A 15737-nucleotide genomic window follows, 5' to 3' on the forward strand; every position below is an offset into this window, starting at 1 on the left:
CCTAAATCCTGAGCCGTTGGATCAAATCGGGCAAGCGATCATGCGTGGGTCCGCGATCGACGAGCCGCTCTCTAGTACCTTCGGGCCGACGCATGACCACGTGCCCCAGCTCCGCGAAGCGCGACAGTGCGTTGTCGAAGCTCACCATCGACCCGCCTTCGGGCTTGGTCACGTCGCCCAGCAGCAGGCTGGTTGCGAACTGCCTGCGCATCCGCTTGAGCAGCGCCGGCTGGGCGATCGGCCACTCCTTCTCCGCCGTGAGCGTGCGAGCCGCCACGATGTAAGCTTCGCGGAAGTTCTCGAGCACGCCCTGGGTCACCTGCACGACCGGATGGGCGAGATCGAGGCGATCCTCCACCAGGGCGCCGGTCTCGCGATAGTAGGCGAGCCAGCGATCGATCTCCGCGGCCAGCGTCTCGCGCTCGGGCAGCGGGAACTCCCAGCGATAGAGGTCGAGCCACCAGGCAACGTCCTCGCGCAGGCGCTCGAGCGGCACGTGCGCCTTCAGCGCGCGTGTCAGCGACGCTGGCACGACGAGGAAGTGGAGCGTGTTGTTCTTGTAGAAGTCGAGGTTGCGGCGCTTCTCCTGGGGAACGTGCAGCACCGTCCCGTCGCTGTCGACGAGGCGCTGCACGAGGCCGCCGCTCTCGAGCCACGCGAGGCTCTCGCGGAAGTGCGACGACTCGTTGCGCACGAGCGAGGCCGTCAACTGCACCCGCTGGACCCGCAGCAGCTCGGTCAGCGTGTGGGCCGCCATGAGGAAGTCCTCGAGCCGGCACGCCGGTCGATCCGCGCCGAGCAGCGCCGTGGCGCTGACGGACGTCGCGCCCGCGACCGCCACCGCGTTAACCTCGCGCAGGAGCCGGAACCCGAGCCGCTGCACGAAACGGCGCTTCTCCTCCTCGACGACCGCGTCGCCCATTCCGGCCCGGAACCGCTCCAGCATCGGGCCGAGCGCGTCGGTCAGCGAGATCGGCTCGCCGTAGCTCACGTACACCGTGCCGTAGCGGTGCGAGAGGATGCTGCGTGCCCGCAGCAGCGCGCTGAGGGACTCGCGCTCCTTCTCCTCGCCCGTGATCTCGCGCCCGAACGCCTCCTCCTCCGGGATGCGCCCGTAGTGGATGGAGATCGGAACCAGATAGAGGTCCTGGCGCACGCCCTGCACGAACGCGCTCACGAGCGCCGACAGCATGCCGAGCTTGGGCGCCAGCATCTTCCCGGTGCGGGCCCGCCCGCCCTCGATGAAGAACTCCTGCGTGTAGCCCTCGCGCATGAGGAACGTGAGGTACTTCCGGAACACGACCTTGTAGAGCTCGTTGTCGTCGAACGTACGCCGGATGAAGTACGCGCCGGCGCCGCGGAAGAGCGGCCCCATCGGCCAGAAGCTGAGGTTGATGCCGGCGGCGATGTGCGGGGGCGAGAGGTAGTTCGTATGGAAGATGTAGGTGAGGATCAGGTAGTCGAAGTGGCTGCGATGGCACGGCACGAGCACCACGGGGTGCTCCTTCATGTGCTCGACGACGCGCTCGAGCCCGGTGATCTCGAGACCCGAGAACACGCGCGGCCACAGCCGATTGAAGACCCACTCGAGGATGCTGAAGTAGAGGCCGTTGAAGTTCGCGGCCATCTCCTTCACGTAGCCGCGCGCCTCGGCGACGATGCGGCGCCGTGACACCCCGCGCTCGTTCGCGAGTCGGCGCGTGAGCCGGGCCAGCTCCGGATCGCGCAGGACGACGTCCTGCACCTCCCGCGGCGAGAGGAGCGCGGGCCCCTGCACGACGCGTTCCTCGCGGTAGAGAAGGATCTGCAGCGTGCGCGCGAGCCGCCGTGCCGTCCGCTCGTCGCCCTCGCCGGGATGCTCGCGGGCGAAATCGGCGAGCGCGATCTCGCGGGCGGGGTTCAACTGGATCTGGCCGCGGTTCCACACGTAGGTGAACAGCCGCTTCGCTTCACCCGGCGCGTCCTGCACGCTGTAGAGCAGGGTCGCGAAGCGCGACTCCTTGCGGCGGTAGCCGGTGCCCCCGCGCACGACGGCGAGCGGAACGAGGAACACCGGACGTGGCACGGTCGCGCCCACGCGGACGATCTCGCGCAGGAAGCGCGGTGCGAGGCGCGCCTCGTCGAGCGCCCGGCGGCGGCGTCCCCACACGGCCTGGCTGCGCAGGAAGACGAGCACGGGCGAACCGCTCGCGACCGCGGGACCGCAGATCGCCGGCGCCGGCCGCCGCGGATCCGGGCGCGGGCCATAGCGCCGGAACCACTCGCGGACGGGGCGCCACCATACCGTCGACATGCCCGGGGCGAAGCGCGCGAGCGGCAATCCCTCGCGCAGCAGGACGGCGTTCACCAGCAGATAGTCGAGCGCCGAGCGATAGCGCATCACGTACACGAGCGTCCCCTGCTCGGCGAGCTGGCGGAGGCGCGGCCCGGCATCGGCCGGCATGCGCACGAACCGGAACGCGATGGCGACCAACAGACGCGCCAGGGGACCGAAGCGCGACAGCATGGTGGAGCGTTCGTCGACGACCGGAGCCGGCGCGGTCGGCGGCGTCGGCGGCTCGACGCGGGCGAGCGACGCTTCGGCCATCAGCGATACCGTCCGAGGTGCTTGGCACCGAGCGCGTCCACGACCAGGCGCACGTCCTGGGCACGATCCTTCGGGCAGACGAGCACGGCGTCCGGCGTGTCGACCACGACGAGATCCTCTACACCGAGAAGCGCCACGAGTCGCGACCCGGCGTCGACGATGCACCCGCGGCTGTCGACCGTCACGACCGTCCCGCGCACCGCGTTCACCTCGCCGGGCTTCTGCCAGAGGGCGTCGACGGCCGCCCAGCTCCCGACGTCGCTCCAGGGAAAGCGCGCGTGGACCACCGCGACGTTCTGCGCGCGCTCGAGCACGCCGGTATCGATCGAGACGCGCGGCAGCTGGCGGTACGCCCGCCCCAGCGCGCGCGTGCCCCCCGAGCGAACCGCCCGCTCGAGCGGCTCCAGGACCGCAGGAACCCACTCGCGCAGGGCGGCCAGGATGGTCTCGACGCGCCAGGCGAAGATGCCGGCGTTCCAGAGCACGTTCCCCCGCGCGATGAGCTCGACGGCGCGCGGCGCGCTCGGCTTCTCCAGGAACCGCGCCACCCGGTGCGCCGGCAGGCCGTCGACCCCGGCGCCGAGCTCGATGTACCCGTACCCCGTCTCCGGGTGTGTCGGTTCCACCCCCAGGGTCACCAGGGTGTCGGTCTTCGCGGCGACGTCGAGCGCCTGGGCGAGCGTGGCGCGGAACGCGGCGCCGTCGGAGATCGCGTGGTCGGCCGGCAGCACGGCCATGACGGCGTCCGGGGCGTCGGCCCCGAGCCGCAGCGCGGCGAGTGCGATCGCGGCAGCGGTGTTCCGTCCCTCGGGCTCGACGAGCACGTTGCGGCGGGGGACCTTCGGAACGGCTCGACGAACCGCGGCCGCGTGCACGGCCGCCGTCACGACCCAGGTACGCGCCGGCGACACGAGCGGACGCAGGCGCTCGACCGTGTCGGTGAGCAGGGGGCGGCGGCCCGTGATCGCCAGCAGCTGTTTCGGGACGCGCTGTCGGCTGCGCGGCCAGAAGCGCGTGCCCGATCCTCCGGCCATCACGACGGCGTGACGAGGCGCTCGAAGCACGGGATGAGTTCTCGAGACCGAGCCCGCTCTACGGGTGACCCTGCCGAAAAGCAAGGCGCGCGCCCTCCGCTCCTTGACAGGATGCGTCGCGAGCGGATGTGTTCCGGGCGTGGGGCTGCTCGTCGCGCTGGTCGTGCTCGTACCCTTGGCCGTGACGCTCGCCTTCCACGCGCGCGCCTACGCGCGGGCGGCGGCGCTGCGGGCCGGGCGGCGGGCGGAGTGTCCATTCGAGGACGACGACGACACGCCCCGACCCCTCATGCGCGAGGTCGCCGACGCGGTCGGCGAGACGATGGCCGTCGTGTGGCTCGCGTTGCGCGGTCTGGTTCCCCTCCCCCACGCCTGGAGCGAGCCGGCAACGGCGAGCGCTCCGACGCTCGTCCTCCTGCCCGAGCGCGGGCTCGGCACGGGCAGCCTCGAGCCAATCGCCCGTGGGCTTCGCCACGCGCTCGGGGCGAGCGTACAGGTCGAACCGCGCTCCAATCCCTGGGCCAGCGTCCCCGAGCGGGCCGCGCGGCTCGCCGACTTCGTCGACGCCCTGCGAGCCGTCGCCCCGCAGGCGCCGATCGTGCTGCTCGGTCACGGCGCCGGTGGGCTCGTCGCACGCCGCCATCTCGAGGAGTCGGCGCCCGGCGATCGCGTCGCGCAGGTGGTGACGCTCGCCGCCGACCACGGCGCCGAGCCGGTGGTCTCCTCGACACCATACAGCCGCGTCATCTCGATCTACTCCCTCCACGACGCGATCGTGACGCCCCCGACACGCGCGTATCTCGCCGGCGCCTTCAACATTGCGCTGCGCGACGTCGGGCACCTCGGGATCGCCCTCTCCGCGCGCACGATCGAGCTCATCGTCGAGAACCTGCGCGAGGTCCCTCCGGGGCCGGCGCGCTCGGGATCGCTCGCGTCATGACGCAGGCGCGCGCCGTCCGCGTCGAGGCCGGCGCGCCGACGCGTCTCGACGCCTTCGTCCGCGCCGAGCTCCCGCACCTCTCGCGCCGCGTCGCGCGCCTGCTGATCGACGAGGGTGCGGTGCGCGTGAATGGTCGCTTCGCGGCAAAGGGCACGTCGCTCGCGCCCGGAGACGAGGTCCTGCTGCCGGAGGTGCCGGGGCTCGCCCCCGACGAGACGGGGATGCTCGACGTCCTCTACCAGGACGACCGCGTCCTCGCCGTCGACAAGCCGGGCGGCATCCCCGGTCACGCCCTCGACCCGCGCGAGCGCGGCACGCTCGCGAGCATGCTCCTGGCGCGCCACCCCGAGCTCGCCGGCATCGGCGATGCGCTGGCGCCGGGCTTCGTCCACCGGCTCGACACCGGCACGTCGGGCGTGTTGCTGGTCGGGCGCACGGCCGAGGACCACCTTGCGCTCCGTTCCGCTTTCGCGCGCCACGAGGTCACCAAGCGCTACGTCGCCGTGGTCACCGGGCGACCGCAGGCGGGACGGGTGATCGATGCGGCCCTGGCCCACGATCCGCGGGATCGCCGTCGCATGATCGCGGCGCGTGCCGGCGATCGCGCGTGGCCGGCGGCCACGCGCATCGTCGAGACGCGGGGGCACGGTCCCTGGAACCTCGTCACGGTCGAGATCCGCACCGGCGTGACGCATCAGGTGCGGGCGCATCTCGCGCTCGCGGGCCACCCGGTCGCGGGCGATCTCCTGTACGGCGGCGCGCCGGCGGATCTGGCCCCGCTCCGGCACGCGCTCCACGCGGCGCGGTTGGAGCTTCCGTCCTGGCACCTCGAGGTCGAGGCGCCGCTTCCGGACGATCTCGCGCGCCTCGCGCGCGACGGGTGACTCAGGCCGCGGCCTTGCCGCCCTTGCCGCCGCGCGGCTCCTTCGCCGTCGCGCACGCGGTGCAGAGGTTGTTGACGTTGTTCGGATCCTCGACCAGGCCCTCGTCGAGGTTGTGGCAGACCTTCTTGCAGGAAGCGCAGATGAAGTAGATGCCTTCGATCGTCTTGTTGATGCGCTCGCGGTTGAGGATGCGGCCCTTCAGCTTCTCGATACGGATGCCGAGCAGCTCCTCGTACTGGCGCTTGATCTTGCGCCGGCCGGCTTCGTCCTTCGGAAGCTCTTCCTCGCCTTCTTCGACCGGTTGCTCCTCGTCGTCGAAGATGGCGAACGACTTCGACTTCGAGCGTGCGCCCTTGTCGGTCTTACGCGTCCGCGCCATGGCGGATTCTCCTTGCTCGGTCCTCGCGCGTCAGCGAGTGCGCTTCCTGTAGCCGCAGGTCTTCTCACAGACCCAGAAGAACCCCCGCGGCCCAAACCCCGTGTACTGGACGACGCGGCTCTCGGCGCCACACGACGGGCAGAGGTGCTTCTTCTGCACGTCTGCGCCGCTCTTCTCGGCAGTCTTTGCCTTCTTCTCGGCCACGGTCCCAGGTACGCCCGGCTGGCGGGCGAACCGCGTTACTACTGAGGCGTCCGTGCCCTGTCAAGGCGACCGCGTTGCGAAACTGCGAACGCTTGTGGCGTCACCGACCCCGTGCTACCCGGCGCGCGGATGCGGGTCGTTCTCCACCCCCAGCGCCGCACGGTCGAGGTCCAGGGGCGCCGCCCGGTCCGCCGCCTCCTGGCGGAGCTCGGCGTGCTCCCCGGTACGGCCATGGTGATCCGGCGCGACGAGCTCCTGATGGACGGGGAGATCGTCGAGGACGACGACGAGATCGAGATCCGCGCCGTCATCTCCGGGGGTGCCCCGTGAAGTGCACGCGCTGCAAGCAGAAACCCGAGGTGCACCTGCGGGCGCACAACGCCGCATTCTGCCGCCCCTGCTACATCCTCTACTTCCGCCGGCAGGTGGAACGCGCCATCGAGCACGAGAAGATGTTCGGGCGCGAGGACGGTCTCCTGATCGCGGTCTCGGGCGGCAAGGACAGCCTGGCGTTGTGGGACGTCCTCATCGAGCTCGGCTACCGCACTACCGGGCTCTACCTGGGTCTCGGGATCGGCGAATACTCGGACGCCTCGCACGACAAGGCGGCTGCGTTCGCCGCCGCGCGCGGCGTCCCGCTCCTCGTTCGCTCCCTCGCCCTGGAGGGACCGGGTCTCGCCGTTCCCGACGTCGCCGGTGCCACGCGGCGGGCCCCGTGCGCGGCCTGCGGCGCCATGAAGCGCCACTTCTTCGATGCCGCCGCGCACGAAGGCGGGTTCGACGTCCTGGTCACCGGACACAACCTCGACGACGAAGCTGCGCGCCTGCTCGGCAACGTGCTGCGCTGGCAGCGGGACCACCTCGCCCGGCAGCGCCCGGTCCTGGAGCCGTCGCATCCGAAGTTCGTCCGCAAGGTGAAGCCGCTCTACCTCGTCTCCGAGTACGAGACGGCGGTTTACGCGTTCATGCGCGGCATCGACTACATCGTCGAGGAATGCCCCAACGCAGCGGGCGCGACGCAGCTCCTTTATAAGGACGCGCTGAACCGTCTCGAAGCCGAGAGCCCGGGGACGAAGCTGTCGTTCGTGAAGGAGTGGGTCCGGACGACCCAGACCCTGTTCACGCAGCCCGATCGGGACGTGCCGGGCGAATGCCAGCAGTGCGGGATGCCGGCGTACGGCGCGCTCTGCTCCTTCTGCAGCCTGGTCCGCGAGGTCGAGACCCGGCGCGAGCGCCGCGTCCGCCGCGTGCCCGCGGCGCAGGGCGCTTGAGCCGCGTGTCGGGTCCGCTCCGCGACCGCGACGCCGTCGTCCTGATCGACCGCAAGCAGCGGACGTATCTGCGCACCCTGCGCGCGGGCCGGACGATCAGCGTCCGTGGCGGCGCGCTCGCGAGCGATACGATCATCGGACAGCCCGAAGGCTCGGTCGTCGTGACGCCCCGCGGCGAGCGGCTCCTCGTGCTGCGTCCCACCTATGCCCAGCTGATCCCGAACCTGCCGCGCCAGGCCCAGCCGATCTACCCGAAGGACGTGGGCCCGCTCCTCTTGTGGGGCGACATCGGGCCCGGCATGCGCGTGATCGAGGTCGGAACCGGACCCGGTGCCCTCACGCTGGCGCTCCTGCGTGCCGTGGGACCGACGGGCGAGCTCGTCTCCTACGAGCTGCGCGAGGATTTCGCCGCCCGCGCCCAGGACAACGTGGCACGCTTCCACGGTCCGGCGCCGAACTGGACGGTCCGCGTCGCCGACGCCTTCGCGGGCTTCGTCGAGCGCGACGTCGACCGCATCGTGATCGACCTCGCCGAGCCGTGGCGGCTCCTCGACGTCGTGGCCGCGGCGCTCCGTCCGGGCGGCGTCGTCACCGGCTTCGTTCCGACCGCGCTCCAGGTGAAGGGATTCGTCGACGGCCTCCGCGCGCACGGCGGCTTCGCCGCAGTGGAGGCGCTCGAGACGCTCACGCGCTTCTGGCACGTCCGCGAGCGCAGCCTGCGTCCCGAGCATCGCATGGTCGCGCACACCGGCTTCCTCGTCTTCGCGCGACGGCTCGCGCCCGGCGCTGCTTTCGCGTTGACTCCCTTCGGCCGCTCCGATACCACCAGCGACGGCGGCCACGCGCACGATCCGGGGTCGACGCAGCATGACCAAGGCGGAGATCCGCGAGAAGGTCTGGACGACGATTGAGCGTGAGGGCGCGTCGCGGTTTCCGTGGGCGCGCGGCCGCATCCCGAACTTCGTCGGCGCCGAGCAAGCGGCGCAGCTCCTGCGCGAGCTCGCCGTGTGGCGGCGCGCGCTGGTCGTGAAGGTCAATCCGGACGCGCCGCAGCTGCCCGTGCGCCGGCTCGCGCTTTCGGAAGGGAAGATCCTCTACATGGCGGTGCCGCGCCTGCGCGCGGAGAAGTGCTTCATCGAGCTCGACCCCCAGCGCTTCCCCAAAGGCGTCGTGCCGTCGGCCAGCATTGCGTCCGCGGTGCGCTACGGGCGCCCGGTGTCGCCGCGCGAGATGCGGCCGGTCGACCTCATCGTCTGCGGGTCGGTCGGCGTTGGCCGCGACGGCGCGCGCATCGGCAAGGGCGGCGGCTACTGCGACCTCGAGTACGGCATCCTGCGCGAGGAAGGAAAGGTCCGCGAAGCGACGCCGATCCTCACCACGGTCCACGCGCTGCAGATCCTCACCGATCGCATCGGCATGCTGCCGCACGATCTGCCCGTCGATTTCCTGGTGACGCCCGCGGACGTCATCGCGACGCGGCCGACGCATCCGCGCCCGCGCGGGATCTACTGGGATCTCCTGCGGCCGCTGCGTATCAACGCGATCCCCGTGCTGCGCAAGCGGATGAAGCGCGGCGCGAGCGGAGCGTCGCCAAGACGGCTCTAGGACTCCAGCCCGAGCTACAGCTCGGGCTGGGATCGGACGCGAGATCTTGGACGGCCGTGGCACGCGTGGGCGGTCTGCCGCGGCCGGCCAAGCCCGCCGAAGGCGGCGGCAACGCGTGGCACGCGCGCGTCATCTCAATAGGGTGGCGACTTCGGGGAAGGACGTCAGAACGTAGCGTGGGGATGGGGAACCGTCGGGAACACCGGTGCGTTCGGTGTCGATCCAGGCGGCGTCGACGCCCGCGGCGCTGGCGGCGCCGATGTCTTCCGTGAAGTTGTCGCCGACCATGAGGGCGCGCGCGGGGGCGACCCCGAGGTCGCGCAGAGCGATGCGGATGAGGGACGGGTGTGGCTTGCGGAGGCCGACGGCTTCCGAGACGACCACGGTGTGCACCTTGGAGAGGATGTCGTGGCGACACAGGATGTCGTACGCGGTGGCGGTGTCGTCGAAGTTCGTGATGACGGCGACGGTGCGACCACGCGCCGCGTGCTCGAGCACGGCGGCGTGGTTGGACGGGAAGCGGGTGGCGTTCGCGATGCCTTGCATGTGGGCGCGGGCGAGAATCGGTGCGGCCTCGGCCGCGGTCGCCGCGTCGGCTCCGAGGCGCACGAGCGCCCGCCGGAAGCGCTCGCGCGACGGGCGCTCGACGTGGGTGCCCTTGCGCTCCTCGGCGAGCTCGTGGCTGGCGGCGATGAACGCACGGCCGAACGTGTCGACGTCGGCGCCGGGAACGAGCTCGGCGAGCAGCGGCGCCCACGTGCCGATGGTCGAGCGGATGCGCCGTCCGTCGATCACCACTTCCGGCAGCGCAGCGTGGTCGAACTCGATCAGCGTCCCGAAGAGGTCGAACAGGACCGCGTCGTAGGCGATCCGGCTCACTGGACCTCGGGCGCCGGGGGCAGCCCCCGCAGCGCGCGCCGTCCGGCGAACCCCTCCGTGCGCCGATGGAAGAAGCGCACCCGATCCTCGCCGAACTGCCAGCACAGATAGACCTCGACGCCGTCGATGACCGCGGGGAAGTCGACGAGGCCCAGGTCCACGTCCTTCAGCTCGACGCCGAGCTCTTCGATCTCGCCGACCGCTGCGTCGAGCTCCTCGACGAGCCGGCGCAGCTCGGGACGCTCGGCGAGGACGTCCTCGATGCGGATCGCCCCCGGGTCGCCGCCACGCCCCATCGCTACCGCCTCGCGCTCGCGGTGCAGGCGGAGCGCGTTGCGCTGCACGCGCTCCAGGAGCAGCCGCAGGCGCGGTACGCACGCATCCGCCTGCTCGACGGTGAACGATCGCGTGCGCACCCGGGCACCGTACCCAGCGCGTCGCGAGCTGTCGAGCCGGCGACACGACCTTGTGACCCCGGGGGCCCTGCGTTAGATACACGGCGCGCCCGATGAAGATGTCGGAGGAGCAGGAAACCCCGGGCTCGCAGGGACCCGCCGAGGCGCAGCGGCCTCTCGGGTTCGACGAGGACGTGAGCAGCCTCACCGTACCGTCGGAGCTCGCGATCCTGCCTCTGCGCGGCGTCACGATCTTTCCGGCGGCGATCGTCCCGCTCCTGATCTCGCGGGCCGCGTCGCTGAAGCTGGTCGAGGACTGCCTCGCGGGCGATCGCATCCTCGGCCTCGTGTCGCAGAAGAATCCGGAGGACGAGGCCCCCGAGCCCGCGGGGCTCTACACCCGTGGGACTGCGGGTCGCATCTTGAAGATGCTGCGCTACCCCGACCGCAGCGTGCGCATCCTGGTGCAGGGGATCCGGCGCATCGAGACGTCCGACTACGTGCAACGCGAGCCGTACCTGCGGGCCCGCGTCCAGGTGCTCCCGGACACCTTCCAGCCGTCCGCCGACCTCGACGCGCTGCAGGCGCACATGGTGGCGCAGTTCGCGAAGTTCGTGTCGATGACGCCCTACCTGCCCGACGAGCTCCAGGTCGTCGTGATGAACATCAAGGATCCGGGCAAGGTCACCGACCTCATCGCCTCGAACCTCAACATCGCCGTCGAAGAGAAGCAGGAGCTGCTGGCGACGATCGACGTGCGGGTGCGCTTGGAGCGCCTCTCGACCATCCTCGCCCGCGAGATCGAGCTGCTCGAGCTCGGGCACAAGATCCAGTCGCAGGTCCAGACCGAGCTCAACAAGCACCAGAAGGAGTTCTACCTCCGCCAGCAGCTCCGGGCGATCCAACAGGAGCTCGGCGAGGGCGACTCGCGCGCGACCGAAATCGAGGAGCTGCGGCGCAAGCTCGACGAGGCGCAGCTCCCGCCGCCGGCGCGCGAAGCAGCCGATCGCGAGCTCGAGCGCCTGAAGATGATCCCGCCCGAGTCGGCCGAGCACAGCGTCGTGCGCACCTATCTCGAGTGGTTTGCCGCGCTGCCGTGGGCGGTCTCCACCCAGGACAACCTCGATCTCCACCACGCGCGGTCGATCCTCGACGAGGACCACTTCGACCTCGAGAAGATCAAGGACCGCATCCTCGAGCACCTGGCCGTCCGCAAGCTGAAGCAGGACGGCAAGAGCCCGATCCTGTGCTTCGTCGGGCCGCCGGGCGTCGGGAAGACGTCGCTCGGACGCTCGATCGCGCGCGCCATGGAGCGCAAGTTCGTCCGGCTCTCGCTCGGCGGCGTGCGCGACGAGGCCGAGATCCGCGGCCACCGGCGGACGTACGTCGGCGCGCTGCCCGGCCGGGTCATCCAGAATCTGCGCACCGCGGGCTCCAACAACCCGCTCTTCATGCTCGACGAGATCGACAAGCTCGGCATGGACTTCCGCGGCGATCCCGCGTCGGCCCTGCTCGAGGTCCTCGATCCCGAGCAGAACGCGACCTTCCAAGACCACTACCTCGACGTCCCCTTCGACCTCTCCCGGGTCATGTTCGTCACCACGGCGAACGTCCTCGACACCGTCCCGCCGCCGCTGCGCGACCGCATGGAGGTGATCGAGCTCGCCGGCTACACGGAGGAGGAGAAGATCGAGATCGCGCGGCGCTACGTGATTCCGAAGCAGCTTCGGGAGCACGGCCTCACGACCGCGCAGCTCCGCTTCGAAGACGACGCGATCGCGCATCTGATCCGCGCCTACACGCGCGAAGCCGGTCTACGGAACCTCGAGCGCGAGGTCGGGCGCGTCTGCCGCAAGGTGGCGCGGGCGGTGACCGAAGGGCGGAACGATCCGGTCGTGTTCATGAAGGATCTCGTGCACGAGTACCTCGGTGCCGAGCGCTTCTTCTCCGAGATCGCCGAGCGCACCGACGAGCCGGGCGTCGCCGTCGGGCTCGCTTGGACGCCGAACGGGGGCGACATCCTCTTCATCGAGGCGACGCGCATGGCGGGCACGAAGCAGCTGATCCTCACGGGCCACCTGGGGGACGTGATGAAAGAGTCGGCGCAGGCCGCCCTTTCCTACGTCCGCTCGCGTGCGGACCGGCTCGGCATCGCCGCCGACTTCTTCGAGCACACGGACCTCCACCTGCACGTCCCGGGTGGCGCCATCCCGAAGGACGGACCGTCCGCCGGCATCACGATGACGACGGCGATCGCGTCGCTCCTGACGGGGCGCGCCGTGCGCCACGGCCTCGCCATGACCGGCGAGATCACGCTGCGCGGGCGCGTCCTTCCCGTGGGCGGCATCAAGGAGAAGGTGCTGGCGGCGCGGCGGGCCGGCATCGACACCGTCATCCTCCCCCGTCGCAACGAGAAGGATCTCGAGGACGTCCCGGAGTCGGCTCGCACGGCGCTGCGCTTCCACTTCGTCGACACCATGGACGAGGTGCTCGACCTGGCGCTGGTGCCGGGCCAGGCTCCCCTCGCGGCGAGCGCCTGAGAGCCCACGGTGCCCGAGCTGCGCAAGGACCCGCTCACGGGGCAATGGGTCATCATCGGCACCGAGCGGCCGCGCCGTCCGGAGGACTTTCGCGCCGTCCACGAGGCGCGTCAGGTGGGCGCGTGCATGCTGTGCGAGGGCCACGAGAGCGAGACACCGCCAGAGCTGCTCGCCTATCGTCCCTCCGGCGACGGCACGCCGAATCGCCAGGGCTGGCGCGTGCGGGTCGTGCCCAACAAGTTCCCTGCCCTGCGCGTCGAGGGGGATCTCGATCGCCGCGGCCACGGGCTCTACGACCTCATGAACGGCGTCGGCGCGCACGAGCTCGTCATCGAGTCGCCCAAGCACGACGAGACGCTCGCGACGCTCTCGCTGGCGGCGATCGAGGACGTCGTGCACGCCTACCAGGAGCGGATGCTCGACCTGCGGCGCGACACGCGCTTCCGCTCGGTCGTCATCTTCAAGACGGCCGGACGCGGCATCGGGCCCACGCTCGAGCATCCGCATTCGCAGCTCCTCGCGACGCCGACGCTGCCGACCGACCTCGCGCAGGAGCTCGTGCAAGCCCGCACCTACCACGAGTACCGCGAGCGCTGCGTGTTCTGCGACATCCTCAATCAGGAGACCGAAGAGGGGCGCCGCATCGTCGCGGAATCGGAGCACGTGGTCGCCTTCGCGCCGTTCGCCGGCCGCGCACCCTTCGAGACGTGGCTCATGCCGCGGCGGCACACGGCCGGCTACGAGCAGGTGAAGGCGGTCGAGCGCCGCGATCTCGCGCGCACGTTGCGCGGTGTGCTCCACCGGCTGCACACGTTGCTCGAGGGGGCGCCGTTCGGCCTCGTGCTGCACAGCGCCCCGTTCGCCGACAGCGAAGCGCCGTACTTCCACTGGCACATCGAGATCGTGCCACGGGTCGTGGTACCGGGCGTGCTCGCCGCGGGGAGCGGATTCCCGATGAACCCCCTACCCCCGGAGGACGCAGCGCGGTTTCTGCGTCGCGACGAGGCCTGAGCCCGCCGCCGAGGATCGGTGCACGTCGTCCATATCGCCTCCGAGGCGGTGCCGTACGCCAAGACGGGCGGCCTGGGCGACGTGCTCGGCGCGCTGCCGCCGGCGCTCGCGCGAGCCGGCGTTCAGACCACCGTGTGCCTCCCCGGCTATCGCCCCGCGCTGCGGGTCGCCGGCGACACGGACGTCCTCGGCGAGGTGTATGCACCGGTGTCGACCCGCACCGAGCCGTTTCAAGTCCTCGGCCTGCGCGGCGCGCCCGTTCCGACCGTCCTCCTGGGCTCTCTCGCGTACTTCGATCGCGAGGGACTCTACGGCGAGGACGGACGCGACTACCCGGACAACGCCGAGCGCTTCGTCGCGTTCTGTCGCGCGGCGCTCGAATGGATGCGGACGTGGAGCACCCCCCCCGACGTGCTCCACGTCCACGACTGGCAGACCGCCCTCGTACCGGCGTTCCTGCGCGCCGGGCCGGAGCTCCATCCGGAGCTCGGCGCCACGCGCACGGTCATCACCATCCACAACCTCGCCTTCCAGGGACGCTTCCCAGCGACCGACTGGCACCTCTTGAACCTCGATCGCCGCTGGTTCGCGCCCGACGCGCTCGAGTTCTACGGCGGCATCAACTTCTTGAAGGCCGGTCTCGTCTTCTCCGACGCGATCACGACCGTGAGCCCCCGCTACGCGCGCGAGATCCAGGGGCCCGACCTCGGCGAGGGCCTCGACGGCCTGCTTCGAGCGCGGGCCGCGTCGCTCACGGGCATCCTGAACGGCGCCGACTACGGCGCATGGAATCCTGCGACGGACCCGGCACTGCCGGCGCGCTACGATCGGACCGATCTCGCCGGGAAGGCGCGTTGCCGGGCGGCGCTGCGGGCCGAGATGGGGCTCCGTGCGGACTCGACGGGACCGCTCCTCGCCGTGATCTCACGTCTCGCCGAGCAGAAGGGGATCGACCTCGTCGTACGCGCCGGGCGGGAGCTCCTCGAGCGGACGCCGGTGCAGCTCGTCGTCCTCGGCAGCGGCGAACACCGCTTCGAAGCCGGCCTCGCCACGCTCCGCGATCGTTTCCCCGGCCGCGTCGCGCTGCGCGTCGGCTTCGACGACGCGCTCGCCCACCGGATCGAGGCCGGCGCCGACGTCTTCCTCATGCCGTCCCGCTACGAGCCGTGCGGCCTCTCGCAGATCTACAGCCTGCGATATGGGACCGTCCCGGTCGTTCACGCGACGGGCGGCCTCGACGACACGGTCGAGGACTTCGATCCCGGCCGCGCGACCGGCACCGGCTTCAAGTTCTCGCCGTTCACGGACGAGGCGTTCGTCGGCGCGATCGGCCGCGCCATCGAGGTCTGGCGCGACCGGGAGAAGTGGACGCGCCTGGTCGACAACGGCATGCGGATGGACTTTTCGTGGGAGCGCGCCGCGGTGGGCTACCGGCGCGTGTACGATGGGCTGTCGCCGAGGTAGGTGGATGACTCGGCTACGCGGCTTCGGCTAGCTCCGCGGCGCCCCGACGCTTCGGCTAGACGTGCCGGAGCGACGGTGGAAGTTACATGCGCGATTAGGGCCGGAAGATCGGCGTCCTACGGCGTCGGATCACGAGCGGCGCTCGAGCCCGCCTGCACATTCTACAGTCGCCCGACCACGAAGCCGCCGTTCGGCCGCGCGTTTCCGAACCGACGCGGGTGGCATCCGGGTTGCTGCACATCGCACCGAACAACGAGACATCGCCGAGTGCGGGTCGTCAAGGCGCTCCGTCTCCTCGACAAGGCGGATCGCCTCCGCGCCGCCGTCGAGCGCCGAGGCAAGGTGTCGGCGGCATGTGCCGTCGATCTCGACGACATGCTCGGCAACGCGAAGAATCAATGCCGGAGGTGGCTGGGCTCGTTCTAGCTGTCGCTGCTCTGAACGTTGTTCACCCGGGACCTCCTGGGGCAAAGGGTTTGTACCCCTACAAATCCAACGCCACAGGAGGGAGCCCGAGTGCGAGTGCATCGTAACGCAAAGACGA

The 15737-nt window shown here is 70.8% G+C and carries 16 protein-coding genes; 10 read left to right on the forward strand and 6 right to left on the reverse strand.

Going from position 1 to position 15737, the window contains the following annotated elements; all coding sequences use genetic code 11:
- Position 1 precedes the first annotated feature (1 nt).
- The gene (locus VMS22_24560; protein HXJ37214.1) at positions 2-2587 is read right to left on the reverse strand and encodes a 1-acyl-sn-glycerol-3-phosphate acyltransferase; all 2586 of its coding nucleotides are present in this window, start codon (positions 2585-2587) and stop codon (positions 2-4) included.
- The gene (locus VMS22_24565) at positions 2587-3621 is read right to left on the reverse strand and encodes a sugar phosphate nucleotidyltransferase (GenBank protein HXJ37215.1); all 1035 of its coding nucleotides are present in this window, start codon (positions 3619-3621) and stop codon (positions 2587-2589) included. Before VMS22_24565 ends, VMS22_24560 begins: the two co-directional genes overlap by 1 nt.
- Before the next feature lie 139 nt (positions 3622-3760).
- Between VMS22_24565 and VMS22_24570 the strand changes: the two genes are divergently transcribed.
- Together VMS22_24570 and VMS22_24575 are read left to right on the forward strand one after the other, a co-directional pair.
- Positions 3761-4561 carry a hypothetical protein gene (locus VMS22_24570; GenBank protein HXJ37216.1) on the forward strand — a complete coding sequence of 267 codons (801 nt, stop codon included), beginning with the start codon at positions 3761-3763 and terminating at the stop codon, positions 4559-4561.
- Entirely contained in the window at positions 4558-5445 is an 888-nt protein-coding gene (locus tag VMS22_24575) for an RluA family pseudouridine synthase (protein HXJ37217.1), read from the forward strand. Before VMS22_24570 ends, VMS22_24575 begins: the two co-directional genes overlap by 4 nt.
- Before the next feature lies 1 nt (position 5446).
- Here the strand turns inward: VMS22_24575 and VMS22_24580 are convergent, their stop codons facing one another.
- Together VMS22_24580 and VMS22_24585 are read right to left on the reverse strand one after the other, a co-directional pair.
- On the reverse strand, positions 5447-5824 hold the full coding sequence (locus VMS22_24580; protein HXJ37218.1) for a hypothetical protein: 378 nt from the start codon (positions 5822-5824) through the stop codon (positions 5447-5449).
- A 30-nt stretch (positions 5825-5854) separates the two neighbouring features.
- Positions 5855-6028: a hypothetical protein gene (locus tag VMS22_24585; GenBank protein ID HXJ37219.1), complete on the reverse strand. Its 174-nt coding sequence runs from the start codon at positions 6026-6028 to the stop codon at positions 5855-5857.
- A gap of 129 nt (positions 6029-6157) precedes the next feature.
- Here VMS22_24585 and VMS22_24590 point away from each other — a divergent pair, with 129 nt between their 5' ends.
- The 4 genes from VMS22_24590 to VMS22_24605 are packed head-to-tail and all read left to right on the forward strand — an operon-like array spanning position 6158 to position 8904.
- Positions 6158-6358: a thiamine biosynthesis protein ThiS gene (locus VMS22_24590; GenBank protein ID HXJ37220.1), complete on the forward strand. Its 201-nt coding sequence runs from the start codon at positions 6158-6160 to the stop codon at positions 6356-6358.
- Entirely contained in the window at positions 6355-7299 is a 945-nt protein-coding gene (locus tag VMS22_24595) for a TIGR00269 family protein (protein HXJ37221.1), read from the forward strand. The genes VMS22_24590 and VMS22_24595 overlap by 4 nt, the downstream gene beginning before the upstream one ends.
- A gap of 5 nt (positions 7300-7304) precedes the next feature.
- Positions 7305-8210 carry a tRNA (adenine-N1)-methyltransferase gene (locus VMS22_24600; protein ID HXJ37222.1) on the forward strand — a complete coding sequence of 302 codons (906 nt, stop codon included), beginning with the start codon at positions 7305-7307 and terminating at the stop codon, positions 8208-8210.
- Complete coding sequence (locus VMS22_24605; protein ID HXJ37223.1) at positions 8167-8904, forward strand: 5-formyltetrahydrofolate cyclo-ligase; 738 nt, start codon at positions 8167-8169, stop codon at positions 8902-8904. Before VMS22_24600 ends, VMS22_24605 begins: the two co-directional genes overlap by 44 nt.
- A gap of 129 nt (positions 8905-9033) precedes the next feature.
- Here the strand turns inward: VMS22_24605 and VMS22_24610 are convergent, their stop codons facing one another.
- Together VMS22_24610 and VMS22_24615 are read right to left on the reverse strand one after the other, a co-directional pair.
- Positions 9034-9783: an HAD family hydrolase gene (locus tag VMS22_24610; protein ID HXJ37224.1), complete on the reverse strand. Its 750-nt coding sequence runs from the start codon at positions 9781-9783 to the stop codon at positions 9034-9036.
- Positions 9780-10199, reverse strand: coding sequence for a DUF2203 domain-containing protein (locus VMS22_24615; protein HXJ37225.1), 420 nt, complete (start codon positions 10197-10199; stop codon positions 9780-9782). The genes VMS22_24610 and VMS22_24615 overlap by 4 nt, the downstream gene beginning before the upstream one ends.
- A gap of 92 nt (positions 10200-10291) precedes the next feature.
- Here VMS22_24615 and lon point away from each other — a divergent pair, with 92 nt between their 5' ends.
- The 4 genes from lon (at position 10292) to VMS22_24635 (ending at position 15619) form a co-directional block, all read left to right on the forward strand.
- Positions 10292-12718, forward strand: a complete 2427-nt coding sequence (gene lon, locus VMS22_24620) for an endopeptidase La (GenBank protein ID HXJ37226.1) — start codon at positions 10292-10294, stop codon at positions 12716-12718.
- A gap of 9 nt (positions 12719-12727) precedes the next feature.
- A complete protein-coding gene (gene galT, locus VMS22_24625) occupies positions 12728-13729 on the forward strand; it encodes a galactose-1-phosphate uridylyltransferase (GenBank protein HXJ37227.1) in 1002 nt (333 codons plus the stop codon).
- An 18-nt stretch (positions 13730-13747) separates the two neighbouring features.
- Positions 13748-15193: a glycogen synthase GlgA gene (gene glgA / locus VMS22_24630; protein HXJ37228.1), complete on the forward strand. Its 1446-nt coding sequence runs from the start codon at positions 13748-13750 to the stop codon at positions 15191-15193.
- A gap of 267 nt (positions 15194-15460) precedes the next feature.
- On the forward strand, positions 15461-15619 hold the full coding sequence (locus VMS22_24635; protein HXJ37229.1) for a hypothetical protein: 159 nt from the start codon (positions 15461-15463) through the stop codon (positions 15617-15619).
- Positions 15620-15737: the final 118 nt, after the last annotated feature.

Source organism: Candidatus Eisenbacteria bacterium (genome assembly GCA_035577985.1).
Classification (GTDB): Bacteria; Desulfobacterota; Binatia; order DP-6; family DP-6; genus DATJZY01.